The sequence below is a fragment of the Paracoccus sp. pheM1 genome, assembly GCF_018499825.1.
GTDB lineage: Bacteria > Pseudomonadota > Alphaproteobacteria > Rhodobacterales > Rhodobacteraceae > Paracoccus > Paracoccus versutus.
In genome coordinates this window covers 355297-376410 of sequence record NZ_JAGXCX010000001.1, presented here as the reverse complement: position 1 = coordinate 376410, position 21114 = coordinate 355297, and the positions used below count along the sequence as shown (strand labels likewise).

The 21114-nt window shown below is 66.1% G+C and carries 28 protein-coding genes; all 28 read right to left on the bottom strand.

The window, feature by feature from the left end:
* Positions 1–392: 392 nt before the first annotated feature.
* The 28 genes from KF941_RS01990 to rplN all read right to left on the bottom strand — a co-directional run bounded on the left by KF941_RS01990 (position 393) and on the right by rplN (position 21102).
* A complete protein-coding gene (locus KF941_RS01990; RefSeq protein WP_036754218.1) occupies positions 393–1166 on the bottom strand; it encodes an amino acid ABC transporter ATP-binding protein in 774 nt (257 codons plus the stop codon).
* A 10-nt stretch (positions 1167–1176) separates the two neighbouring features.
* Complete coding sequence (locus tag KF941_RS01985; protein WP_072462390.1) at positions 1177–2631, bottom strand: amino acid ABC transporter permease; 1455 nt, start codon at positions 2629–2631, stop codon at positions 1177–1179.
* Position 2632: 1 nt separating this feature from the next.
* Positions 2633–3886, bottom strand: coding sequence for an ABC transporter permease subunit (locus KF941_RS01980; protein ID WP_072462391.1), 1254 nt, complete (start codon positions 3884–3886; stop codon positions 2633–2635).
* A gap of 114 nt (positions 3887–4000) precedes the next feature.
* The gene (locus tag KF941_RS01975) at positions 4001–5026 is read right to left on the bottom strand and encodes an amino acid ABC transporter substrate-binding protein (protein WP_116222149.1); all 1026 of its coding nucleotides are present in this window, start codon (positions 5024–5026) and stop codon (positions 4001–4003) included.
* Between the two features lie 153 nt (positions 5027–5179).
* On the bottom strand, positions 5180–5893 hold the full coding sequence (locus KF941_RS01970; protein ID WP_036754208.1) for an ATP12 family protein: 714 nt from the start codon (positions 5891–5893) through the stop codon (positions 5180–5182).
* On the bottom strand, positions 5886–6548 hold the full coding sequence (locus KF941_RS01965; protein WP_072462393.1) for an HAD-IA family hydrolase: 663 nt from the start codon (positions 6546–6548) through the stop codon (positions 5886–5888). Before KF941_RS01965 ends, KF941_RS01970 begins: the two co-directional genes overlap by 8 nt.
* A complete protein-coding gene (locus KF941_RS01960; RefSeq protein ID WP_114535283.1) occupies positions 6545–7591 on the bottom strand; it encodes an RluA family pseudouridine synthase in 1047 nt (348 codons plus the stop codon). The genes KF941_RS01965 and KF941_RS01960 overlap by 4 nt, the downstream gene beginning before the upstream one ends.
* Entirely contained in the window at positions 7588–7962 is a 375-nt protein-coding gene (gene crcB / locus KF941_RS01955) for a fluoride efflux transporter CrcB (RefSeq protein ID WP_036754200.1), read from the bottom strand. The genes KF941_RS01960 and crcB overlap by 4 nt, the downstream gene beginning before the upstream one ends.
* Positions 7959–9287: a replication-associated recombination protein A gene (locus KF941_RS01950; RefSeq protein WP_116222145.1), complete on the bottom strand. Its 1329-nt coding sequence runs from the start codon at positions 9285–9287 to the stop codon at positions 7959–7961. Before KF941_RS01950 ends, crcB begins: the two co-directional genes overlap by 4 nt.
* 61 nt (positions 9288–9348) lie before the next feature.
* Positions 9349–9939: an acyl-homoserine-lactone synthase gene (locus KF941_RS01945; RefSeq protein WP_036754195.1), complete on the bottom strand. Its 591-nt coding sequence runs from the start codon at positions 9937–9939 to the stop codon at positions 9349–9351.
* A 67-nt stretch (positions 9940–10006) separates the two neighbouring features.
* Positions 10007–10618, bottom strand: a complete 612-nt coding sequence (locus KF941_RS01940) for an autoinducer binding domain-containing protein (protein WP_011747126.1) — start codon at positions 10616–10618, stop codon at positions 10007–10009.
* A 348-nt stretch (positions 10619–10966) separates the two neighbouring features.
* On the bottom strand, positions 10967–11389 hold the full coding sequence (rplQ, locus tag KF941_RS01935; protein ID WP_072462395.1) for a 50S ribosomal protein L17: 423 nt from the start codon (positions 11387–11389) through the stop codon (positions 10967–10969).
* 108 nt (positions 11390–11497) lie between these two features.
* On the bottom strand, positions 11498–12514 hold the full coding sequence (locus KF941_RS01930; RefSeq protein ID WP_036754191.1) for a DNA-directed RNA polymerase subunit alpha: 1017 nt from the start codon (positions 12512–12514) through the stop codon (positions 11498–11500).
* A 120-nt stretch (positions 12515–12634) separates the two neighbouring features.
* Entirely contained in the window at positions 12635–13024 is a 390-nt protein-coding gene (gene rpsK / locus KF941_RS01925; protein WP_011747123.1) for a 30S ribosomal protein S11, read from the bottom strand.
* Positions 13025–13036: 12 nt separating this feature from the next.
* The gene (gene rpsM, locus KF941_RS01920) at positions 13037–13405 is read right to left on the bottom strand and encodes a 30S ribosomal protein S13 (protein ID WP_036754304.1); all 369 of its coding nucleotides are present in this window, start codon (positions 13403–13405) and stop codon (positions 13037–13039) included.
* A 163-nt stretch (positions 13406–13568) separates the two neighbouring features.
* Positions 13569–14225 (bottom strand): adenylate kinase, encoded by a 657-nt coding sequence (locus KF941_RS01915; RefSeq protein ID WP_036754188.1) that lies wholly within the window; start codon positions 14223–14225, stop codon positions 13569–13571.
* A gap of 40 nt (positions 14226–14265) precedes the next feature.
* Entirely contained in the window at positions 14266–15642 is a 1377-nt protein-coding gene (secY, locus tag KF941_RS01910) for a preprotein translocase subunit SecY (RefSeq protein WP_072462396.1), read from the bottom strand.
* Between the two features lie 103 nt (positions 15643–15745).
* Positions 15746–16231 (bottom strand): 50S ribosomal protein L15, encoded by a 486-nt coding sequence (gene rplO / locus KF941_RS01905; RefSeq protein WP_214272414.1) that lies wholly within the window; start codon positions 16229–16231, stop codon positions 15746–15748.
* A 221-nt stretch (positions 16232–16452) separates the two neighbouring features.
* Positions 16453–17193, bottom strand: coding sequence for a hypothetical protein (locus KF941_RS01900; protein WP_214272413.1), 741 nt, complete (start codon positions 17191–17193; stop codon positions 16453–16455).
* 141 nt (positions 17194–17334) lie between these two features.
* Entirely contained in the window at positions 17335–17523 is a 189-nt protein-coding gene (rpmD, locus tag KF941_RS01895) for a 50S ribosomal protein L30 (RefSeq protein ID WP_036754182.1), read from the bottom strand.
* Between the two features lie 12 nt (positions 17524–17535).
* Positions 17536–18102 (bottom strand): 30S ribosomal protein S5, encoded by a 567-nt coding sequence (gene rpsE / locus KF941_RS01890; RefSeq protein WP_036754180.1) that lies wholly within the window; start codon positions 18100–18102, stop codon positions 17536–17538.
* 117 nt (positions 18103–18219) lie between these two features.
* Positions 18220–18579: a 50S ribosomal protein L18 gene (gene rplR / locus KF941_RS01885; RefSeq protein WP_036754177.1), complete on the bottom strand. Its 360-nt coding sequence runs from the start codon at positions 18577–18579 to the stop codon at positions 18220–18222.
* A 12-nt stretch (positions 18580–18591) separates the two neighbouring features.
* On the bottom strand, positions 18592–19125 hold the full coding sequence (rplF, locus tag KF941_RS01880; protein WP_214272412.1) for a 50S ribosomal protein L6: 534 nt from the start codon (positions 19123–19125) through the stop codon (positions 18592–18594).
* A gap of 11 nt (positions 19126–19136) precedes the next feature.
* Complete coding sequence (rpsH, locus tag KF941_RS01875) at positions 19137–19535, bottom strand: 30S ribosomal protein S8 (protein WP_114535287.1); 399 nt, start codon at positions 19533–19535, stop codon at positions 19137–19139.
* A gap of 9 nt (positions 19536–19544) precedes the next feature.
* A complete protein-coding gene (rpsN, locus tag KF941_RS01870) occupies positions 19545–19850 on the bottom strand; it encodes a 30S ribosomal protein S14 (protein WP_024844062.1) in 306 nt (101 codons plus the stop codon).
* A gap of 18 nt (positions 19851–19868) precedes the next feature.
* Positions 19869–20429, bottom strand: a complete 561-nt coding sequence (rplE, locus tag KF941_RS01865; protein ID WP_036754171.1) for a 50S ribosomal protein L5 — start codon at positions 20427–20429, stop codon at positions 19869–19871.
* Positions 20429–20734 (bottom strand): 50S ribosomal protein L24, encoded by a 306-nt coding sequence (gene rplX / locus KF941_RS01860; RefSeq protein WP_036754169.1) that lies wholly within the window; start codon positions 20732–20734, stop codon positions 20429–20431. The genes rplE and rplX overlap by 1 nt, the downstream gene beginning before the upstream one ends.
* The gene (gene rplN, locus KF941_RS01855; RefSeq protein WP_010400243.1) at positions 20734–21102 is read right to left on the bottom strand and encodes a 50S ribosomal protein L14; all 369 of its coding nucleotides are present in this window, start codon (positions 21100–21102) and stop codon (positions 20734–20736) included. Before rplN ends, rplX begins: the two co-directional genes overlap by 1 nt.
* Positions 21103–21114: the final 12 nt, after the last annotated feature.

The following is a 21114-nucleotide window of genomic DNA, read 5'->3' as shown; positions in this document are numbered from 1 at the left end:
CCGCCCTCGACCAGATCGCCCGCCCCGGCATGGATCGTATCGTCGCCCGTGCCGCCCAGCAACGTGTCGGGCCGCTCGGGGTCCGAGGCGTCGGACGACAGGATCAGGTCGTTACCATGCTCGCCCTCGATGAAGACCGCGCCGCCGTGATCCTCGATCCGGTCGCGGCCCGCACCGCCGATGATCTCGTGATTGCCCGAGCCGCCGTCGAGGGCGCCCAGGTCATGGGCGCCGTAAAGATCGTCGTCGCTCCCCAGGTCGATCTCGTCATTCCCGGCGCCGGCCCGCCCGCCTGGCATTCTTCCGTGGAGAAATATCCCGCAGGGGGAGTCCGCCGCGCCCGCGGCGGACGGGGGACGCGAAGTCCCCCGCGGCCGCGCCGCTTGCGCCGCTCAATGCCCCAGGATCTGGCTCAGGAACAGCTTGGTGCGTTCGGACCGGGGGTTGTTGAAGAACTCCTTCGGCGTGTTCTGCTCGACGATCTGGCCCTGGTCCATGAAGATCACCCGATGCGCCACCGCCTGCGCAAAGCCCATCTCATGGGTCACGCAAAGCATGGTCATGCCGTCCTCGGCCAGTTCGATCATCGTGTCCAGAACCTCCTTGATCATCTCGGGGTCCAGCGCCGAGGTCGGCTCGTCGAACAGCATGATCCGCGGGCGCATGCACAGCGCGCGGGCGATGGCCACGCGCTGCTGCTGGCCGCCCGACAGCTGGCCGGGGTATTTATGCGCCTGCTCGGGGATCTTGACCTTGGTCAGGAAATGCATGGCCGTCTCCTCGGCCTCGCGCTTGGGGATCTTGCGCACCCAGATCGGCGCCAGCGTGCAGTTCTCCAGGATGGTCAGGTGCGGGAACAGGTTGAAATGCTGGAACACCATGCCGACCTCGGAGCGCACCTTGTCGATGTTCTTCAGGTCGTGGGTCAGCTCGGTCCCGTCCACGATGATCTTGCCGGACTGGTGTTCCTCCAGCCGGTTGATGCAGCGGATCAGCGTGGACTTGCCCGAGCCCGAGGGCCCGGCGATGACGATGCGCTCGCCCTTGCCGACGACCAGGTCGATGTCGCGCAGCACGTGGAAGGTGCCATACCATTTGTTCAGCTTGACGATCTCGATCGCGGCTTCGTCGCTTGCGGCGGGGATCGCGGTGGTTCGGGTGGTCATATGCGCCTCCTCAGCGGTGGTCGCGCTTCAGCCGGCGTTCCAGATACATGGAATAGCGCGACATGCCGAAGCAGAGGATGAAGAAGATCGCGCCGACGAAGATATAGGGCTCCCAATAGGCACCCTTCCATTCGAAGCTTGCGCGGATGGTGTCGGCCATGGCCTTCAAGGGGTCGAACAGCCCGACGAAGACGACCAGCGTCGTGTCCTTGAACATGCCGATGAAGGTCGAGACGATGCCGGGAATGCTGATCTTCAGCGCTTGCGGCAGCACGATCAGCCGCTGCGCCTTCCAGTAGTCCAGCCCCAGCGCGTCGGCGGCCTCGTATTGGCCCTTGGGCAGGGCGGCCAGGCCGCCGCGGATCACCTCGGCCATATAGGCGGCGGCAAACAGCGTCACCATGATGATGACCCGCAGGATGATGTCGAAATTCGTCCCCGGCGGCAGGAAATAGTTCAGCAGCAGCGAGGCCACGAACAACAGCGTGATCAGCGGCACGCCGCGGATGAACTCGATGAACATCACCGCCAGCAGCTTGATCACCGGCAGGTCAGAGCGCCGCGCCAAGGCCAGGATCACCCCCAGCGGCAGAGAGAGCGCGATGCCGGCGACGCCGATGGTGATCGACAGCACGAAGCCGCCGAACTGGTCCGAAGACACCGGACGCAGCCGCAAGGGCAGCACCCCGGCCAGCGCCGAAGCCAGCGGGCCGGCCAAGAGCAGCCACCAGGCCGCCGTCGCCACCACCGCCAGCGCAAAGGCCAGCAGCCCGAACCGCGCCGCCAGCAGCCGCCAGACCACGAACCCCAGGCAGAAGCCCGCCAGCACCATCGCCTCGCTCCACAGCGAGCCGCCCCAGAGCAGCCAGACGGCGATGAAGGGATAGGCCAGGCTCGCCAGCAGCGACCAGCGCGGGCGCGTCTCGATCAGCGCGGCCCAGAGCAGCATCAGCACCGCCATGCCCAGCAGCGCGCCCATGGGCGCCCCGAGCAGCGCGGCAAAGACGAAGGTCAGCGCCAGCGACAAGCCCAGCACCACGCGCCGCGCCCTGGTGCTTTCGGAAAACAAGACCGGCGCCAGCGCCAGGAACAGCAGGCCGAAGGCCAGCACCGGCCGCCAGTAAAGCGCCTGCGGATAGAAGCCGAACAGGAACTGGTTCCAGCGATGCTTGATCAGGGCGAAGCAGGCACCCGTGGCGCCTTCCCCCCAGGTCTGGGCGATGATCTGGCGGCACTCGGCCATGCTGCCGGCGTTCCAGACCGAATGCGACAGCCACGGCCCCACGGTGCTGACCACCAGCCAGACGATGCCCAGCCCGACGAAGGTCAGCGCGATGTTCAGCGGCCCGGAAAACAGGTTCTCGCGCAGCCATTTGATCGCGCCGGTCTCGGCCAGGGGCGGCGGCTCGGGCGGCAGCATCGTCTCGCGCACATAGGCGACGGTTTCGGAATGCGTCTCGCTCATCTCACCGCTCCTTCAGCTTGACGCGGGCGTTGAAGATGTTCATCCCGGCCGAGATGATCAGGCTGAGCGCCAGGTAGATGCCCATCATCAGCACCATCGCCTCCATCTCGCGCCCGGTCTGGTTCAGCGTGGTGCCGCCCAGCGTGCCGCGCAGGTCCATGTAGCCGACGGCGATGGCCAGCGAGCTGTTCTTGGTCAGGTTCAGGTATTGCGAGATCAGCGGCGGCACGATCACCCGCAGCGCCTGCGGCAGCACCACCAGCGACATCGTCCGGCGCGGCCGCAGGCCCAGGGCAAAGGCCGCCTCGGTCTGGCCCTTGCTGACGGCCAGGATGCCGGCGCGCACGATCTCGGCGATGAAGGCGCCGGTATAAAGCGTCAGCGCCAGCCACAGCACCACCAGGGCGTTGTCCAGGTTGATGCCGTCGGCAAAGTTGAAGCCGCGCAGCACCGGCGGGATCAGGTGCAGGCCGAAATACCAGGTCAGGAACAGCACCGGCAGCGCGAACATCGCCAGGCTGATCCACCAGGTCGTCGGCCGCTTGCCGGTCCGGTCCTGGATGCGCTGCGCCCGGCTCCGCAGCAGCCGGCGCCCGACGAAGGCGGCGGCGATGACCACGACGAAGGCGACGAAGGCCCAGCTGATCCCCTCGCGCCCCAGCGAGATGGTGCCGGGCGGGTTGGTCATGCCGATCGAGGGGATGGCGGTATAACGGTTGGTCGGCGCGATGGTGTCGAACAGGATCATGCTCGCGGCCGGGTTCTCGCCGCGATAGGCGTTGGGCGGCGGCATCACCTCGGTAAAGATCGCAAGGCAGACCAGGATCCACAAAAGCAGGGGAATGTTGCGGAAGACCTCGACATAGACCGTCATCAGCCGCGCGATCAGCCAGTTCGAGGACAGCCGCAGCACGCCCACGATCACGCCCAGGACCGTCGCCGCGATGCAGCCCAGCACCGAGACGAGCAGCGTGTTCAGCAGCCCGATCACGGTCGCGCGCAGATGGGTGTCGTCGGAATTGTATGGGATCAGCTGCTGCGGGATGTCGTATCCGGCGCGCCGGAACAGGAAATCGAAGCTGAGCGTCTTGCCCATGGCGGACAGGTTGCGCAGCGTGTTGTCGATCAGCCAGCTCGCCGCCAGCATCACCAGGATGAAGACGATGGCTTGCAGGGTCAGCGAGCGATAGCGCCGATCATAGATCAGCATCGACAACCGGAACGGCGGATTGTCCGCCCCCGTATAAGCGACCATGTAGTAACCCCCTGTGACCGGCGGAAATGTCGGGCCTTTGGCCTCTGGCTTGCCGGTTTTCGTTCGGGGGCGCGCGGAGGGCACGCGCCCCCGCACGCCCTTGTTCAGATGCGATTACCGGAAGGGCATCGCATACATCAGACCGCCCTGGGTCCATTGCGCGTTCAACCCGCGCGCCAGCCCGATCGGGGTCTGTTCGCCGATGGTGGCGGCGAAGATCTCGCCATAGTTGCCGCCGGCCTTGATGGCGCGCCTAGCCCATTCGGCGTCAAGCCCGATCATCGTGCCCAGCTCGTCGGTGGTGCCCAGCAGGCGCTGGACCTCGGGGTTGTTCGAGCTTTTCGCCAGCTCGTCGATATTGGCCGAGGTGACGCCGTATTCCTCGGCCGCGATCAGCGCGTAAAGCGTCCAGCGCGTGATGTCGCCCCAGTTGTTGTCGCCATGGCGCACCGCCGGGCCCAGCGGCTCTTTCGAGATGATCTCGGGCAGGATGATGTGGTTTTCCGGGTCCGCGAAGCTGGCGCGGGTCGCGGCCAGGCCCGAGGCGTCGGTCGTATAGGCATCGCAGGCGCCGGCCATGTATTGCTGTTCGCCCTCGGCGTTGCTGTCGATGTTGACCGGCTGATAGTCCATGTTGTTGGCCTTGAAGTAATCGGCCAGGTTCAGTTCGGTCGTGGTGCCGGTCTGGATGCAGATCGTGGCCCCGTTCAGCTCCTTGGCCGAGGAAACGCCCAGATCCTTGCGCACCATGAAGCCCTGGCCGTCGTAGTAGTTGACGCCGATGAAATCCAGCTTGAGGTCGGTGTCGCGCTGGAAGGTCCAGGTGGAGTTGCGGGCCAGAAGGTCCACCTCGCCCGAGGAAAGCGCCGTGAAGCGGGTCTGGCCGGTGGTCGGCACGTATTTCACCTTGGTCGCGTCGCCCAGCACCGCCGCGGCCACGGCCTTGCAGAAGGCGACGTCGAAGCCCGACCAGTTGCCGTTCGCGTCAGGGGCGGCAAAGCCGATCAGGCCGGTGTTCACGCCGCAGTTCAGCACGCCGCGGGCCTTGACCTCTTTCAGCGTGTCGCCCTCTGCGGCCAAAGCACCCGAGGCCGCCAGCGCGACCGCCGTCACAGAGCCGAAGAATACAGATTTCTTCATTGATTTCCCCACTGTTGTTCCGGGTCTCGCCCAGGAATGCGCCGTCTATAGGGCCGTTGGCGAGCCCGTTTGAGCAAGGGGCATTCGTTACCCCCATAAGCGGCATTGTGCCGATGGAGGCGGATGCGTCAAGAAAGAACCAAAACGCGCCCGTCAGCCGCGGCTGAGAAGCCAGAACCGCTCAGAATCGCGCATCGCGGCCAGCCGGCCGGCGGCCGCCTCGTCGGCCTCGTCGTCGCGGCCCCAGCGTTGTGCCTGAAATTCTTCGTCAATCCGGGACAGGGCATGGGCGGCCTCGGCGTCGATGCGGCCGCGGATCACCGCCAGCCCCAGGACCAGCGAGCCGGGCAAGGTCACCAGATCGTGCAAGGCCGTCAGGCCGAAGGGATCGAGGGCTGCGACCTCTGCGCGCAGTTTCAGCAGCGCGACCGGATCCTGCGGCACCGGGATCACGCCATGGGTGATGCGCAGCGGCGCGCGAAGCTCGGTCGCCGCCCAGTCGATCAGCGGATCCCAGCCCTCGGCCTGGGCGCGCACCAGCGCCTCGGGCGCATCGGCGCGATAAGACAGCAGGTCGGTGCCGCCATATTCGCCCAGCATCGCCGCCACCGCGTCGAATTGCGGCATGACCTTTTCGATGGCGGAATTGGCCGCGCGGGTCAGCGGCATGGCGTTGGGGTCGATCACATCCCGCACCGCCTGCCATTCCTCGGCCACGGCCAGCGCCAGCGCCTCGGTCGGCAGGCGCAGCGGCTGCTTGCCGGGCGTGCGCAGGGGGCGTTCGTCCAGAAGCACGCTCCAGCCGCCGTCCGCTTCCTTGTGGATCGCGACGGATGCCCAGAAACGGCGCGCCTTCCATTCACTCATCGGCCCACTCCAGCAGCGCGCGAGTCAGCGCGGGATAGTCGGGCGCGACCAGATGCGCGCCGGCGGCATGCAGTTCCTCGGCCGGGCAAAAGCCCCAGCCGACGCCGTAGCCGGCAACCCCGGCCGCCCGCGCCATTTCCATGTCGAAGGTGGAATCGCCCACCATGACCGCACGTCCCGCCGCGACGCCGGTTTCCGACAGCGCGCTTTCCAGCATCGCCGGATGCGGCTTGGATGGATGGCCGTCGGCCGATTGCCGGGTGATGAAGCGCCGGGTCAGCCCATGCGCGTCCAGGATCGCCGCCAGCCCGCGCGCCGGCTTGCCGGTGGCGATGCCCAACAGCATTTCGTCGCGCGCGGCCAGCGCGTCCAGGCAGTCCAGCGCGCCCGGATAAAGCGGCGGCAGCGCCCCCGCCGCGCGCGAGGCGATGAAGGATTCGCGATAGCCGGCCACGACGCGCTCGTGCAGGTCGGGACCGGCGCCGGGCAAGAGCCGCGCCACCGCAACCGGCAGCGACAGGCCGACGATGGAGAGGATGCGGGCCGGCTCCATCTCGGGCAGGCCCGCGCCCTGCATGGCGCGGTTCATCGCCTGGGTGATCTCAAGCTGGCTGTCGACCAGCGTGCCGTCGATGTCGAAGATGACCAGTTTCATGCTGTCTCGGCAAAGGGGTCTTCGGGCACGTCGTTTTCCGACCAGCCCAGCGTCTTCCAGGTGCGGCTCATGTGATCGGGCAAGGGCGCGGTCACGGTGATCAGCTTCTTGGTGATCGGATGCTCGAAGCGGATCATGCGCGCGTGCAGGTGCAGCTTGCGGCTGATCTCTCCGCCCAGCTGGGCGCCCCAGCCGTCGCCCAGGTTCTCTTGCCCCGAGCCGCCGTATTTGCCGTCGCCGACGATGGGATGGCCGATCTCGGCCATATGGGCGCGCAGCTGGTGGGTGCGGCCGGTGACGGGCACCATGGCAACCCAACTGACGCGCCCGCCGAGCGCATCCAGCACGGCATAGTCGGTATGGGCGCGCTTGGCACCCTCGGTCGTGGCGACGGCCGAGGGGTGGACGGCCATCATCTTCTCGCCCTCGCCGCCCCTGCCGCGGCCGGGCGCCTTGACCAGCCCGTATTTGATCGAGCCCATGCGCGGATGCGGCACCCCGGCCACGGCGGCCCAGTAGATCTTGCGGGTCAGCCGGTGGCGGAACGCCTCGGAAAGCGCCCGCGCGATCCGGTCGGTGCGCGCCAGCAGCAGCACCCCCGACGTGTCCTTGTCCAGCCGATGCACCAGCTTGGGCCGGTCCTTGTAGCCGAACATCAGCGCCGCGGTCAGCCCGTCCACATGCCGGTCGCCCTGCCCCGAGCCGCCCTGCGAGGGCAGGCCCGGCGGCTTGTTCAGGGCGATGATATGCTCGTCGCGCCACAAGACGCAGGACTGGATCATCTCGGCATCGGACTGCTTCACCGACGCTTTCGGCTGGGCGGGCGGCGGCGCGCCCTCGGGCAGCGGCGGCACGCGCACCTCCTGCCCGGCCTCGATGCGGGTATTGGCCTTGACCCGGCCGCCGTCGACGCGCAACTGGCCGGTGCGGCACCATTTCTCGACCGCACCCTGGGTCAACTGCGGGAATCGCTTCTTGAGCCAGCGGTCGATGCGCTGCTCGCCCTCGTCCGCGCCGACGCGGATGGTCTGCACGCCGCTCATGCGAAAAGCCCCCGGCCGATGGCCAGCCCGGCGATCACCGCCGCCAGCGACAGCAGGACCGAGCCCAGCACATAGCCAAGCGCGGTGGCGGCGGCGCCGCGCTCCCACAGCGTCATCGTGTCCAGCGCGAAGGCGGAGAAGGTGGTGAAGCCGCCCAGCACCCCGGTCAGCAGAAAGGGCGCCAGGTGCTGCCCGCCCCGATGCGCCAGCAAGGCCGCCAGCAGCCCCATGGCCAGGCAGCCGGCGATGTTCACGCTCAGCGTGCCCAGCGGAAAGCCGGGGGTCAGCCGCCCGGCCAGGATATTGACCCCATAGCGCGCCGCGGAGCCCAAGGCCCCACCCAGCGCGACCTGAAGGAAGGTGTGTTTCATGCTTTGTCCTCTGCCCGCCGCTTCTGACGCAGCCCGGCGAACCATTCAACGCGCTTTTTCAGCTCGCGCTCGAATCCCCGCTCGACGGGCAGGTAGAAGACCGGGCGCTTCATGCCGTCGGGGAAATAGTTCTGGCCCGAAAAGGCGTCCTCGGCATCGTGGTCATAGGCATAGCCGGCGCCATAGCCCTGTTCCGACATCAGCCCGGTCGGCGCGTTCAGGATATGCTTAGGCGGCATCTGGCTGCCCGAGCGCCGCGCCAGGGCGCGCGACGCCTTGTAGGCGGCATAGCCGGCATTCGACTTGGGCGCCAGCGCCAGATAGATCGTGGCCTGGGCCAGCGCCAGTTCGCCCTCGGGGCTGCCCAGCCGCTCGTAAAGCGCCCAGGCGTCCAGGCAATGGCGCTGCGCGGCCGGATCGGCCAGGCCGATGTCCTCGATCGCCATGCGGGTCAGGCGGCGGGCGAGATAGCGCGGATCCTCGCCCCCCTCCAGCATCCGCGACAGCCAGTAGAGCGCCGCGTCCGGGTCGCTGCCGCGCACCGATTTGTGCAGGGCCGAGATCAGGTTGTAATGCTCGTCGCCCGACTTGTCGTATTTCGCCGCGCGCCGCATCAGCCGCTGCGCCAGCGCCTCGGGGTCGAGCTTGCCCTTGACCTTCCAGGCCATCACCTGCTCGATCAGGTTCAGCACCGCGCGGCCGTCGCCGTCGGCCATCTCCAAGAGCCGGTCGCGGGCCTCGCCGGTCAGCGGCAGGGCGCGGCCCAGTTCCTGCTCGGCGCGCTGCGCCAGACGCTCGAGGTCCGCCAGGCCCAGCCGCTCCAGCACGATGACCTGGGCACGGGACAGAAGCGCGGCGTTCAGTTCGAAACTGGGGTTTTCGGTGGTGGCACCGACCAGGGTGATGGTGCCGTCCTCCATATGCGGCAGGAAGCTGTCCTGCTGCGCCTTGTTGAAGCGGTGGATCTCATCGACGAAAAGCAGGGTGCCGCGGCCCTGGCTCCGGCGCAGGCGGGCGGCGTCGAACACCTTGCGCAGTTCCGGCACGCCGGAAAAGATCGCCGAGATCTGCACGAAGGCCAGGTCCGTCTCTTGCGCCAGAAGGCGGGCGATGGTGGTCTTGCCGACCCCCGGCGGGCCCCAGAGGATCAGCGAGGACAGGCTGCCGGCGCCCAGCATGGCGCCCAGCGGGCCGTCGGGGCCAAGAACCTTGTCCTGGCCGATGACATCGGACAGCCTGGCCGGGCGGATCCGGTCGGCCAGGGGACGCGCCACCGGGCGCGCAGCTTCGCCCGAGGCGGGCGCGGTGTCGAATAGGTCTGCCATGCGGGCGACATGTTACGCCGCCCGCATCATGCGCGAAAGGCCCTCCACCCTGCGCGCCGCATCAGTGCATCTTGGCCGCCAGGTTGATCGAGACGCATTGGAAATAGCCGTCGTCGATCCAGACCACCGGGCCCATGGCCTGCGCGTCCAGCCCGCAGGGCACCAGCCAGCGCGGCCAGGTCGAGGCGACCAGGCACACCAGACGCGAGGCGCCGAGTTCGCGCGCCGAATTGGTCATCTCCTGCACCAGGTTGAAATGCACCCGCCGGCGTTCGCGCTGCGGGATGGTGTGGTCGACGAACAGCCGGCTGGCTTCCCAGGTGCCCGGCTCGACCGGCGCCTGTTCGTCCAGCAGGTTCTGCGGGATCGAGCCGCCCAGCAGGTCAAGCTGGGCATCGCGGATCATGTAGGAATACATGCCGCAGCGCGCCGTGGTGGGGGTCAGGCGCACGCCGGCCAGAACCCGGCCGTTTTCGTGGATCGCCACCCAGCGGCTCATCGGCGTGTCGTACTGGTCGAACTCCATGTCGTCGGTCTGGGGCAGGTTCCAGCGTTTCTGGACGATGAAGCTTTGCTTGCGGGCGCGGAAGATGTTGGCGAACAGCTCGCCGTGGTTGTGGAGGTTGGCGAAGGAAAGTGTGGTGGTCTGCATGGTCTTCTCCTGGGGTTCTTGGTGGTGGTGGCCCCCAGGTGTAAACCGCAACGGCGGACGAACCGTATTACAGCAAGCGGTAATCCTTGGCCCGTTGCAGCGCCTCGGCCGTCGTGCGCGCCATGAGTCGTTCGCGTGCCGAGATGAGACGTGCCTTGAATGCGCTTTCCGTTATACCAAGCTTGGCAGCCGCCGCTGCATGACGATCCCCCTCTGCGATACACCGAAGGGCCTCTTGCTGAGCCTTCGTCAGGCTCTCCGGCGGCTCCGTGATTTCGTGAAGCCGTCGTAGCGTTGCCGAGATCACATCGATCTCGTCATCCGTGAATTCCCGCTTGTCATGGGCGAAGGCCGCGATGGTGCGCGACTTGATCGGCCCATGCGCCACGACCAGACCATAGTGCAGCCCGTGATCGGCCGCGTCCTGGAGAATCGAAAACGGGTCTGGAATGGGCAGCACGCTCCAGCGGCAGGCGCCGGTGGTCGAGAAGCCCCAGGCGATGGTGGGGTCGCGCAGGGCATAGGCCCGTTCGGAATAGCGCTGGGCCCATTCCTTGTTATAGGTCTGGAACTGCATCAACGGTGCAGCGAAACGAATGTGCAGCCCGATGAAATAGCCCGCCGGAGCAAGCTTTTTCAGCTTGGCGAGTGCTGCATTGATTTCCGCGCGAGACGACATGACTTTTTGGACAGATTGCGTTTTCTTCGGGTTACAACGAAAAATGGCACGGTTCTCAGTGTATTCAAGCAATACCGTGCTTGCGAGCGACGTTTTTCGGAATGCCGTCGGGTCAGCCCGTCGGCACGGCAAGGCATAGCCGTCTTTGCCCTCCGGGCGCAAGCCGTCGCGCTTGCTGCAATTCCCGTGCGTTTCCTAATGGACGGTGCAACTTTCGCACGAAAATGAACGGATTCGTTCCCTTTCGCCGCCGATCACATGAATCGTGGACTGTTGCAAAAAGCCCGCAGCCATGGCGATGGCTGCGGGCGTCAATGATCGCTTAACCCTAAGAAAGGGTTAAATTTCTTACGATTCGTCGGCAGCCGATTCGGCTTCCAGGCGGGCACGGTCGGCCGCGCCTTTGGCGCTGGTGTCGCGCTCGACGAATTCGATGATCGCCATCGGGGCCATGTCGCCATAGCGGAAGCCGGCCTTCATGATGCGGACATAGCCGCCCTGGCGGTCCTTGTAGCGGGCGCCAAGCACGTCGAACAGTTTCGCGACATGGGCGTCCTGCTTCAGCTGGGCGGCGGCCTGCCGGCGGGCGTGCAGATCGCCGCGCTTGGCCAGGGTGATCAGCTTCTCGACGATGGGGCGCAGTTCCTTGGCCTTGGGCAGGGTGGTCTTGATCTGCTCATGCTCGATCAGCGAGCCGGCCATGTTGGCGAAAAGCGCCTTGCGGTGCTCGTGGGTGCGGTTCAGGCGGCGATAGCCGCGGGCGTGACGCATGATGATCTCCTATGACGTCTTTTTGCTTTGTCCGGCGGCCCATGCGTGCGGGCCGCTCTCCTTGGGGCGGGATGCCCGGTCTTGCGGGGGCGTCGCCGCCCCCGGAACTCAGAACTGGTCGTCGAAACGCTTGGCCAGATCCTCGATGTTTTCCGGCGGCCAGTCCACGACATCCATGCCGAGGTGCAGGCCCATGCCGGACAGCACTTCCTTGATCTCGTTCAGCGACTTGCGGCCGAAGTTCGGCGTGCGCAGCATCTCGGCCTCGGTCTTCTGGATCAGGTCGCCGATATAGACGATGTTGTCGTTCTTCAGGCAGTTCGCCGAACGCACCGACAGCTCCAGCTCGTCGACCTTCTTCAGCAGGCGCGGATCGAACTCCAGCCCGTCCTCGGCATCCGAGCGGGTGGCCGTTTCCGGCTCGTCGAAGTTGACGAAGACCGACAGCTGGTCCTGGATGATGCGGGCGGCATAGGCCACGGCGTCTTCCGGGGTCAGCGAACCGTCTGTCTCGACCTTCATGGTCAGCTTGTCATAGTCCAGCACCTGGCCCTCGCGGGTGGGCGTGACTTCGTAGCTGACGCGCTTGACCGGCGAGAAGATGGCGTCGATCGGGATCAGGCCGATGGGCGCGTCCTCGGGGCGGTTCTTGTCGGCGGCGACATAGCCCTTGCCGTTGGCGACGGTCAGTTCCATGTGCAGCTCCGCCCCCTCGTCGAGGTGGCAGATGACATGGTCGCGGTTCAGGATGGTGATGCCGGCGGTTTCCTGGATGTCGCCCGCCTTGACCTCGCCCGGACCCTTGGCCGAAAGCGTCAGGCGCTTGGGCGCATCGACGTCCATCTTCAGCGTCACGCCCTTGAGGTTCAGCACGACATCGGTCACGTCCTCGCGCACGCCGGGGACGGACGAGAATTCGTGCAGCACGTTGTCGATCTGCACCGAGGTGATGGCCGCGCCCTGCAGCGACGACAGCAGCACCCGGCGCAGCGCATTGCCCAGCGTCAGGCCGAAGCCACGCTCCAGCGGTTCCGCGACCACGGTGGCCACGCGGGACGAATCGGCGCCCGGCTTGATTTCAAGCTGGGTGGGCTTGATGAGTTCGGCCCAGTTCTTGTGGATCATGCGTTTGCCTCCATACCAGTTCCCGCCCCATGACCGTGGCCGGAAACGCCCGAGGTGAAATGCGTAAAGCGCGCCCCGCACGGGACAGCCCCGCGCAGGACGCGTCAAAATCCCAAAGGATCAGACCCGGCGGCGCTTCGGCGGGCGGCAGCCGTTATGCGCGATCGGGGTCACGTCACGGATCGCCGTGATGTTGAAGCCGACCGCGGCCAGCGCGCGCAGCGCCGATTCGCGACCCGAGCCGGGGCCCTGCACTTCGACTTCCAGCGTGCGGACGCCGTGTTCCTGCGCCTTCTTGCCGGCGTCTTCGGCGGCCATCTGCGCGGCGTAGGGGGTCGATTTGCGCGAGCCCTTGAAGCCCATGGTGCCGGCCGACGACCACGAGATCGCATTGCCCTGCACGTCCGAGATCAGGATCTTGGTGTTGTTGAAGGACGAGTTCACATGCGCCACGCCGGTGGCGATGTTCTTGCGTTCCTTGCGCTTGATACGGGTTTTATCGCGTGCCATGTCCGTTCCCCCTTACTTCTTCTTGCCGGCGATGGGCTTCGCCGGGCCCTTGCGGGTGCGGGCATTGGTGTGGGTGCGCTGGCCGCGGACCGGCAGGCCGCGACGGTGGCGCAGGCCACGATAGGAACCCAGGTCCATCAGGCGCTTGATGTTCATCTGCGTCTCGCGGCGCAGGTCGCCTTCGACGGTATAGTTGGCGTCGATGTATTCGCGGATCTTCAGGACTTCGGCATCCGAGAGCTCGTTCACGCGGCGGGTCGGGTCGATGCCGACGGCGGTGACGATCTCGTCGGCGAATTTCGAGCCGATCCCGTGGATATAGGTCAGGGCGATCGGGACGCGTTTCCCGGTCGGAATGTTGACGCCAGCAATACGAGCCACGCGTGTTTCCTTTTCCATGTTGCGGTTCCGTAGCGCCGGAACCTTTTTTCACAACCAAAGACCCGAAAGCCAAGCCTCCGGGCCTTGAAGCGACACCCAGGACATCCGGGTGATTCTCTTGCGAGATGCTGCGAAATAAGGGATTCGCCGTCCGAGGTCAAGCCTAGGACGGGATCTTGTCCATCACCTTGGCGACCTGGGCGGCCACCTCGTCGATCTCGGCCAGGCCATCCACCGGGTTCAGGTTGCCCTTGACATAGTAATAGCCGATCAGCGGCGAGGTCTTCTTGTAATATTCCATCAGCCGGGTCTTGAGGCTTTCCTCGTTGTCGTCGGCCCGGCGGCGCAGGTCGGTCGAGCCGCAGACGTCGCATTTGCCCGGCTCCTTGGTCGGCTTGGTCACGTCGTGATAGACCTCGCCGCAATTGCCGCAGGTGAAGCGGCCCGAGATGCGCGAGACCAGCGCCGCATCGTCCACCCGCATCTCGATCACGGCATCGATGCGCTGGTCCATCTCGGCCATCAGCGCCTGCAGCGCGTCGGCCTGCGCCAGGGTGCGCGGGAAGCCGTCGAAGATGAAGCCCTTGCCGCCCTGCCCCAGCTTTTCGCGGATCAGGCCGATGACGATCTCGTCCGTCACCAGCTCGCCGCGGTCCATCACCTCGGCCACGCGCTTGCCCATCTCGGTGCCCGAGTTGCGGGCCTCGCGCAGCATGTCGCCGGTCGAGAGCTGGACGAGCCCGCGCTCCTCGATCAGCCGCCGGGCCTGGGTGCCTTTGCCTGCGCCGGGCGGGCCCAGCAGAATGATGTTGATCGCCATGTCGTCGTCCCTCTCCTACCCTTTTTGGTGGGTTTACCCCTTAACGGCGCGCCGGCGCCTTGCGCGGCTTGGCCGCCGCCCCGGCCTTGCCGCGCTTGCCGCGCAGTTGCGATTTCTCGATCAAACCTTCGTATTGATGGGCGAGCAAGTGGCTTTGCACCTGGTTGATCGTGTCCATGACGACGCTGACCACGATCAGCACCGAAGTCCCGCCGAAATAGAACGGGATCGCCAGCTGGTCGCGGATGATCTCGGGCAGAAGGCAGACGAAGGCCAGGTAGGCCGAGCCGATCACCAGCACCCGCGTCACCACATAGGTCAGGTAATCCTCGGTGCGCTTGCCGGGCCGGATGCCGGGGATGAAGCCGCCCTGGTTCTTCAGGTTCTCGGCCACGTCCTCGGTCTTGAAGCTGACGTTGAAGGTGTAGAAATAGGTGAAGAACACGATCATCGCCGCGAAGAACAGCAGGTAGAGCGGCTGGCCGGGGCCGAAATAGGCCAGGATCGTGGACATGATCGGGCCGGTCTGGTTGCCCGAGAAGGTCGAGATCGTCACCGGCAGCAGCAGAAGCGAGCTGGCGAAGATCGCCGGGATCACCCCAGCCGGGTTCACCTTGATCGGCAGGTGCGACGATTGGCCGTCATAGACCTTCATCCCGACCTGGCGGCGCGGATACTGGATGTGGATCTTGCGCAGCGCGCGCTCCATGAACACCACGAAGGCGATCACCGCGGCGACCATGAGGATCACGCCCAGAATCACCGGGGTCGAGACGGCGCCCGAACGGCCCTGCGCCAGGAACTGCGCCAGGCTGCCGGGGATCTCGGCCACGATGCCGACGAAGATGATCAGCGAGATGCCGTTGCCGATGCCGCGGGCGGTGATCTGCTCGCCCAGCCACATCAGGAACATGGTGCCGCCGACCAGGGTGATGACCACCGAGGCGCGGAAGAACATCCCCGGCTCATGCGCCAGGTTGCCGTGTTCCAGGCTGACGGCCAGGCCCCAGGCCTGGAACAGCGCCAGCGCCACCGTGCCGTAGCGGGTATACTGGTTGATCTTCTTGCGGCCCTGCTCGCCCTCTTTCTTCAGCTGCTCCAGCGCCGGCACCATCGAGGCCAGCAACTGCACGATGATCGAGGCCGAGATATAGGGCATGATGCCGAGCGCGAAGACGCCCATCCGCCCCAGGGCGCCGCCGGTGAACATCGACAGGATGCCGCCGATGCCGGCCTGGGCCTGCTCCATGAAGTTGCGCAGCGCGGCGCCGTCGATGCCAGGCACCGGGATATAGGTGCCGAGACGATAGATGATGAGAAGTCCGAGCGTGAACCAGATCCTCTGGCGCAACTCGGTCGCCTTGCCGAGCGCGCCCCAGGAAAGGTTCGCGGCCATCTGTTCTGCGGCTGACGCCATGCTTGTGCCCCTTCGTGGCAGCGCCGCCGGATCGTTTCCCGATCCCGCGGCGCCTGGAAAACTTGACAGCTATCTATGGGGCGCGGGCGCGCCCTTCAACAACTTATTCGGCCGCGGCTGCTTCTTTGGCCGGGCGGGTGACGGTGATCTTGCCGCCGGCCTTCTCGATGGCCTCGACCGCGGCTTTCGACGCACCGGCCACGGTCAGGTTCAGCGCGGCCTTGATCTCGCCCTTGGCCAGCACGCGCACGCCGTCCAGCTTGCGGCGGATGACGCCGGCGGCGACCAGCGCGTCCTCGGTCACGTCGGCTTTCGCATCCAGCTTGCCCGCTTCGACGAAGGCCTGCAGCTGGCCCAGGTTCACCACCGCGAATTCCAGGCGATTCGGCTTGCTGAAGCCACGCTTGGGCAGGCGGCGATACAGCGGCATCTGGCCGCCTTCATAGCCGTTCAGCGCCACGCCCGAACGCGAGGTCTGGCCCTTGATACCACGGCCGGCGGTCTTGCCCTTGCCCGAGCCGGGGCCGCGCGCCACGCGCTTTTTCTTGCGGTTGGCGCCGGGATTGTCGTGCAGTTCATGCAGTTTCATGTCGCTTCTCCTTGGCCGGAAACGCCCCATGAAGCGAAAGGGGGCGAACGCGGCGTTTCTTGCTTGTTCGAGTCGTGATCCCAACGGAACACCGGCGGCTTCTATCGGCTGTTCACGGCTGGGTCAAGTTGGCATGGCCGAAGCGCCCGCGCCCCGCCGCTCCGGCAAGCCCATCGCCCGCTCAGCGCCGCGGCCAGCCCGTTGCGCGGGCCCGGGCCGTCTCAGAACTCCACCCACAGCCCCAGCCTGACCGCGCGCTCGCCCGGTCCCGACAGCGGCTCGACCAGGCCCAGTTCCAGCTTCGCAGGCCCGAACAGGTCGCGCACCGCCGAGACCGCGAGCTTGGCGGAAAAGCCGGTGTCCTCGCGATCCTCCAGCCGCAGCTGATGGATCAGCATCAGCGCCTCGGTCATGTGCCACCCCACCGTCACCTCGGCCTTGGTCGTCGCCTCGGCCGTCAGATAGCTCAGCGCGCTGGCACCCCGAGCGGCCAGCGCAGCCATTTCCTCTTCATCCCTGAGCGCGCCCGCCAGCTTGTGGCGCAGCTCGGCCGATACCCAGCCCCCGCCCCGAACGTGCCGCAGCAAGGGCAGGTCGTCAAAAACCCTGCCCCAACCCAGCGCGGCCTGGGCCACCGGCATCGGCTGGCCGCGACGTTCCACCGCACCCAGGCCCAACGAGGCGACCCAGCGGTCCGGCCCCCTGCCCCGGTCCAGCGCGCGCTGCAGCCAGACCAGGCTGCTGGTCTCGCCGGCGCTGGAGCGGCCCAGTTCGACCCCGACCGTCAGCCGCGGCCGACGCCCCAGTTCAGCGTAAAGCCCGGCATAGCTGTGCCCGGCGGCGTCGCGTTCGCCCGACAGCGCCAGGAACACGCCATTCACCGCCCGCGGCCAGGGACTGGCCGAGGCCGCGCCGGCCAGCAGCAGGACGGCAAGCGCAAGGCAGAGCAGGGGGCGCGGCACATCTGGCTCCTTTCCTGCGGGCGCGGTCCTGGCGGCAGCCTAGGGACAAGCCGTTAGCAAAGGGTTAACCGGCCAAGAAAAAACGCCCCGGAGCTGCTCCGGGGCGTTTTCGATGCAATGCCTGGGAAGGGCGTGGCGGGATCAGCCGCGCTCTTCCACGATGGTCACCAGATGCGGGATCTTGGCGACCATGCCGCGCACGGCCGGGGTATCTTCCAGCTCGCGGGTGCGGTTCATCTTGTTCAGGCCCAGGCCCTTCAGCGTCTCGCGCTGGACGGCCGGGCGGCGGATCGGCGAGCCGATCTGCTTCACGACGATGGTTTTAGCCATATGCCTGTCTCCTTACGCTTCGACGGCGGCTTCGGCCGGCTTGTCGTTGGACGGCAGGATCTCGGCCACCTTCTTGCCGCGGCGCTGCGCGACGTTGCGGGGCGAGGCTTCCTTCTTGAGACCGTCGATGGTGGCGCGAATCATGTTGTAGGGGTTCTGCGACCCCAGCGACTTGGCCACGACGTCCTGGACGCCCAGCATCTCGAACACGGCGCGCATCGGGCCGCCGGCGATGATGCCGGTCCCCGGAACCGCGGTCCGCATCACCACCCGGCCGGCGCCATGACGGCCCTCGATGTCGTGATGCAGCGTGCGGCCATCGCGCAGCGGCACGCGAACCAGCGAGCGCTTGGCCTGCTCGGTCGCCTTGCGGATCGCCTCGGGCACTTCCTTGGCCTTGCCCTTGCCGAAGCCGACGCGGCCACGCTGGTCGCCGACGACCACCAGAGCGGCGAAGCCGAAGCGCTTGCCGCCCTTGACGGTTTTCGACACGCGGTTGATCGCGACCAGACGGTCGGCGAATTCCGGGGTTTCCTCGCGCTCTTCGCGGCGACCCCGACGGTTTTCACGTTCTGCCATAAGGCATTCCTCATACGCTGGCGCGCGTTCCGCGCCGTTGAAGCCAATCCTGGTGGGCCGCCGACGGATCGGACGGCCCCCGGATCATCGGGGTGGCGCTGCCGCCACCCGCATTCGTCAGAACTTCAGGCCGCCTTCGCGGGCCGCATCGGCAAGCGCCTTGATCTTGCCGTGGAACAGGAAGCCGCCACGGTCGAAGATCACCTCTTCGACACCGGCCTTCTTCGCGCGTTCCGCAATGGCCGCGCCGATCTTGGCCGCGGCCTCGACGTTGTTCTTGCCGACCACGCCCAGATCCTTCTCGAGCGACGAGGCGGCGGCCAGGGTGACCCCCTTCACGTCGTCGATCACCTGGACGCTGATGTTCTTGGAAGAACGGTGGACGGACAGCCGCGGACGGCCGTCCGAGATCTTCCGCAGTTTGTTCCGCACGCGCAGGCGGCGCTTCAGGAACAGCTCTCTCTTGTTCAGTGCCATTTCTCGCGCCCCTTACTTCTTCTTGCCTTCCTTGCGGAAGACGACCTCGCCCTTGTAGCGGATGCCCTTGCCCTTGTAGGGCTCGGGGCGGCGCCACTCGCGGATGTTCGCGGCGACCTGGCCGACCAGCTGCTGGTCGATGCCTTCCACCACGATCTCGGTCTGCTTCGGCGAGGTGATCGTCACACCGTCCGGCGCTTCGAAGTTCACGTCATGCGAATAGCCCAGAGCCAGCTTCAGGGTCTTGCCCTGCATGGTGGCGCGATAACCCACGCCCTGGATCTCGAGCTCTTTCTTGAAGCCTTCCGACACGCCGACGGTCAGGTTCTCGACCATCGAGCGGGTCATGCCCCACTGCTGGCGGGCGCGCTTCGAGGTGCCGCGCGGCGTCACCTTGACCGAACCTTCTTCCACCGACAGGGTCACGTCGTCGGTCGCGGTGAACGTGCGGGCGCCTTTCGGCCCCTTCACCTCGATCGTCTGGCCCTTGATTTCGGCCGTCACGCCCTTGGGGAGGGCGACCGGTTTCTTACCAATCCGAGACATCTCTGCCCTCCTTAGAACACGGTGCAGAGGACTTCGCCGCCAACATTGGCGTTGCGAGCCGCTGCGTCCGACATGACGCCTTTCGGCGTCGAGACGATGGAAACGCCCAGGCCGTTGCGGACCATCGGGATTTCCTTGGCGCCGGCGTAAACGCGGCGGCCGGGTTTCGACACACGGGCCAGTTCGCGGATGACCGGAGTGCCTTCGTAGTACTTCAGGCTGATTTCCAGTTCCTTGTGACCGGCTTCGGTCGTGGTTTCTTCATAGCCGCGGATGTAACCTTCGGCTTTCAGCACGTCCAGGACCCAGGCGCGCAGCTTGGAGGCCGGAGTGCGGACGGTCGATTTGCCGCGCATCTGCGCGTTGCGGATGCGGGTCAGCATATCGCCGAGAGGATCGTTCATCGACATATTGCCCCCTTACCAGCTGGATTTGACCATGCCGGGGATCTGGCCGAACGAGCCAAGCTCGCGCAGCATGATCCGCGACAGTTTCAGTTTACGGTAATACGCATGCGGACGGCCGGTCAGTTGGCACCGGTTGTGCAGACGCGTGGCCGAGGAGTTGCGCGGCAGTTCGGCCAGTTTCAGGCTGGCCTTGAAGCGCTCTTCCATCGGACGGGACTGATCGTGGACGATCTCGTTCAGCGCGGCGCGCTTGGCGGCGTATTTCTGAACCAGACGCTCGCGCTTCTTCTCGCGCTCGACCATGGATTTCTTTGCCATATCTTCTTCCCTCCGCGATCAGCCGTTGAAAGGCATGTTGAATGCCTTCAGCAGCGACTTCGCTTCCGCGTCGGTCCGCGCGGTGGTGCAGATGATGATGTCCATCCCCAGAACTTCGTCGACCTTGTCGAAGTTGATTTCCGGGAACACGATATGCTCCTTCAGGCCCATGGCGTAGTTGCCGCGGCCGTCGAAAGCCGTGCCCTTGACGCCGCGGAAGTCGCGGACGCGGGGCAGCGCGATGTTGACCAGGCGATCCAGGAATTCATACATCCGGTCGCCGCGCAGCGTGACCTTGCAGCCCAGCGGCATCTCTTCCCGGACGCGGAAGCCGGCGATCGACTTCTTGGCCTTGGTGATGACGGCTTTCTGGCCTGCGATCAGCGACAGTTCCTCGGCGCCCTGCTTGACCTTCTTGGTGTCCTTGACGGCCTCGCCGATGCCCATGTTCAGGACGATCTTGTCCAGGCGCGGGATCTGCATGTCGTTCTTGTAGCCGAACTCTTCCTTGAGCGCGGCGCGGATCTGGTCCTTGTAGAGCGACTTGAGGCGCGGGGTGTAATTGGCTTGGTCCAGCATCAGATCACGTCTCCCGTGGTCTTGGCGAAACGGACCTTCTTGCCGTCTTCCACGCGGAAGCCGACGCGGGTCGCTTTGCCGTTCTTGTCCAGCAGCGCCAGGTTCGACAGGTCGATCGGCATGGCCTTGGCCACGCGGCCGCCCTGGCTCGTCTGGGTCTGGCGCTGGTGACGGATCGCGATGTTGACGCCGTCAACGACCGCCTTGTTCTCTTTCGGGAACACTGCGGCGATCTCGCCCTGCTTGCCCTTGTCCTTGCCGGTCAGCACGACGACCTTGTCGCCCTTCTTGAGCTTCGCAGCCATCACAGCACCTCCGGCGCAAGCGAGATGATCTTCATGAAGTTCTTGGCCCGCAGCTCGCGCACGACCGGCCCGAAGATACGGGTGCCGACCGGTTCGCCCTGGTTGTTCAGGATGACGGCGGCGTTGCGGTCGAAGCGGATCGAGGTGCCGTCCTCGCGCTTCACTTCTTTCGCGGTGCGCACGACGACGGCCTTGCGGACGTCGCCCTTCTTCACGCGGCCGCGCGGAATGGCTTCCTTGACGGAGACGACGATGATGTCGCCCACCGACGCATAGCGACGGTGCGAACCACCCAGAACCTTGATGCACTGCACCCGGCGTGCGCCGGAGTTGTCAGCGACATCCAGATTGGTCTGCATCTGGATCATTTGGTTACTCCC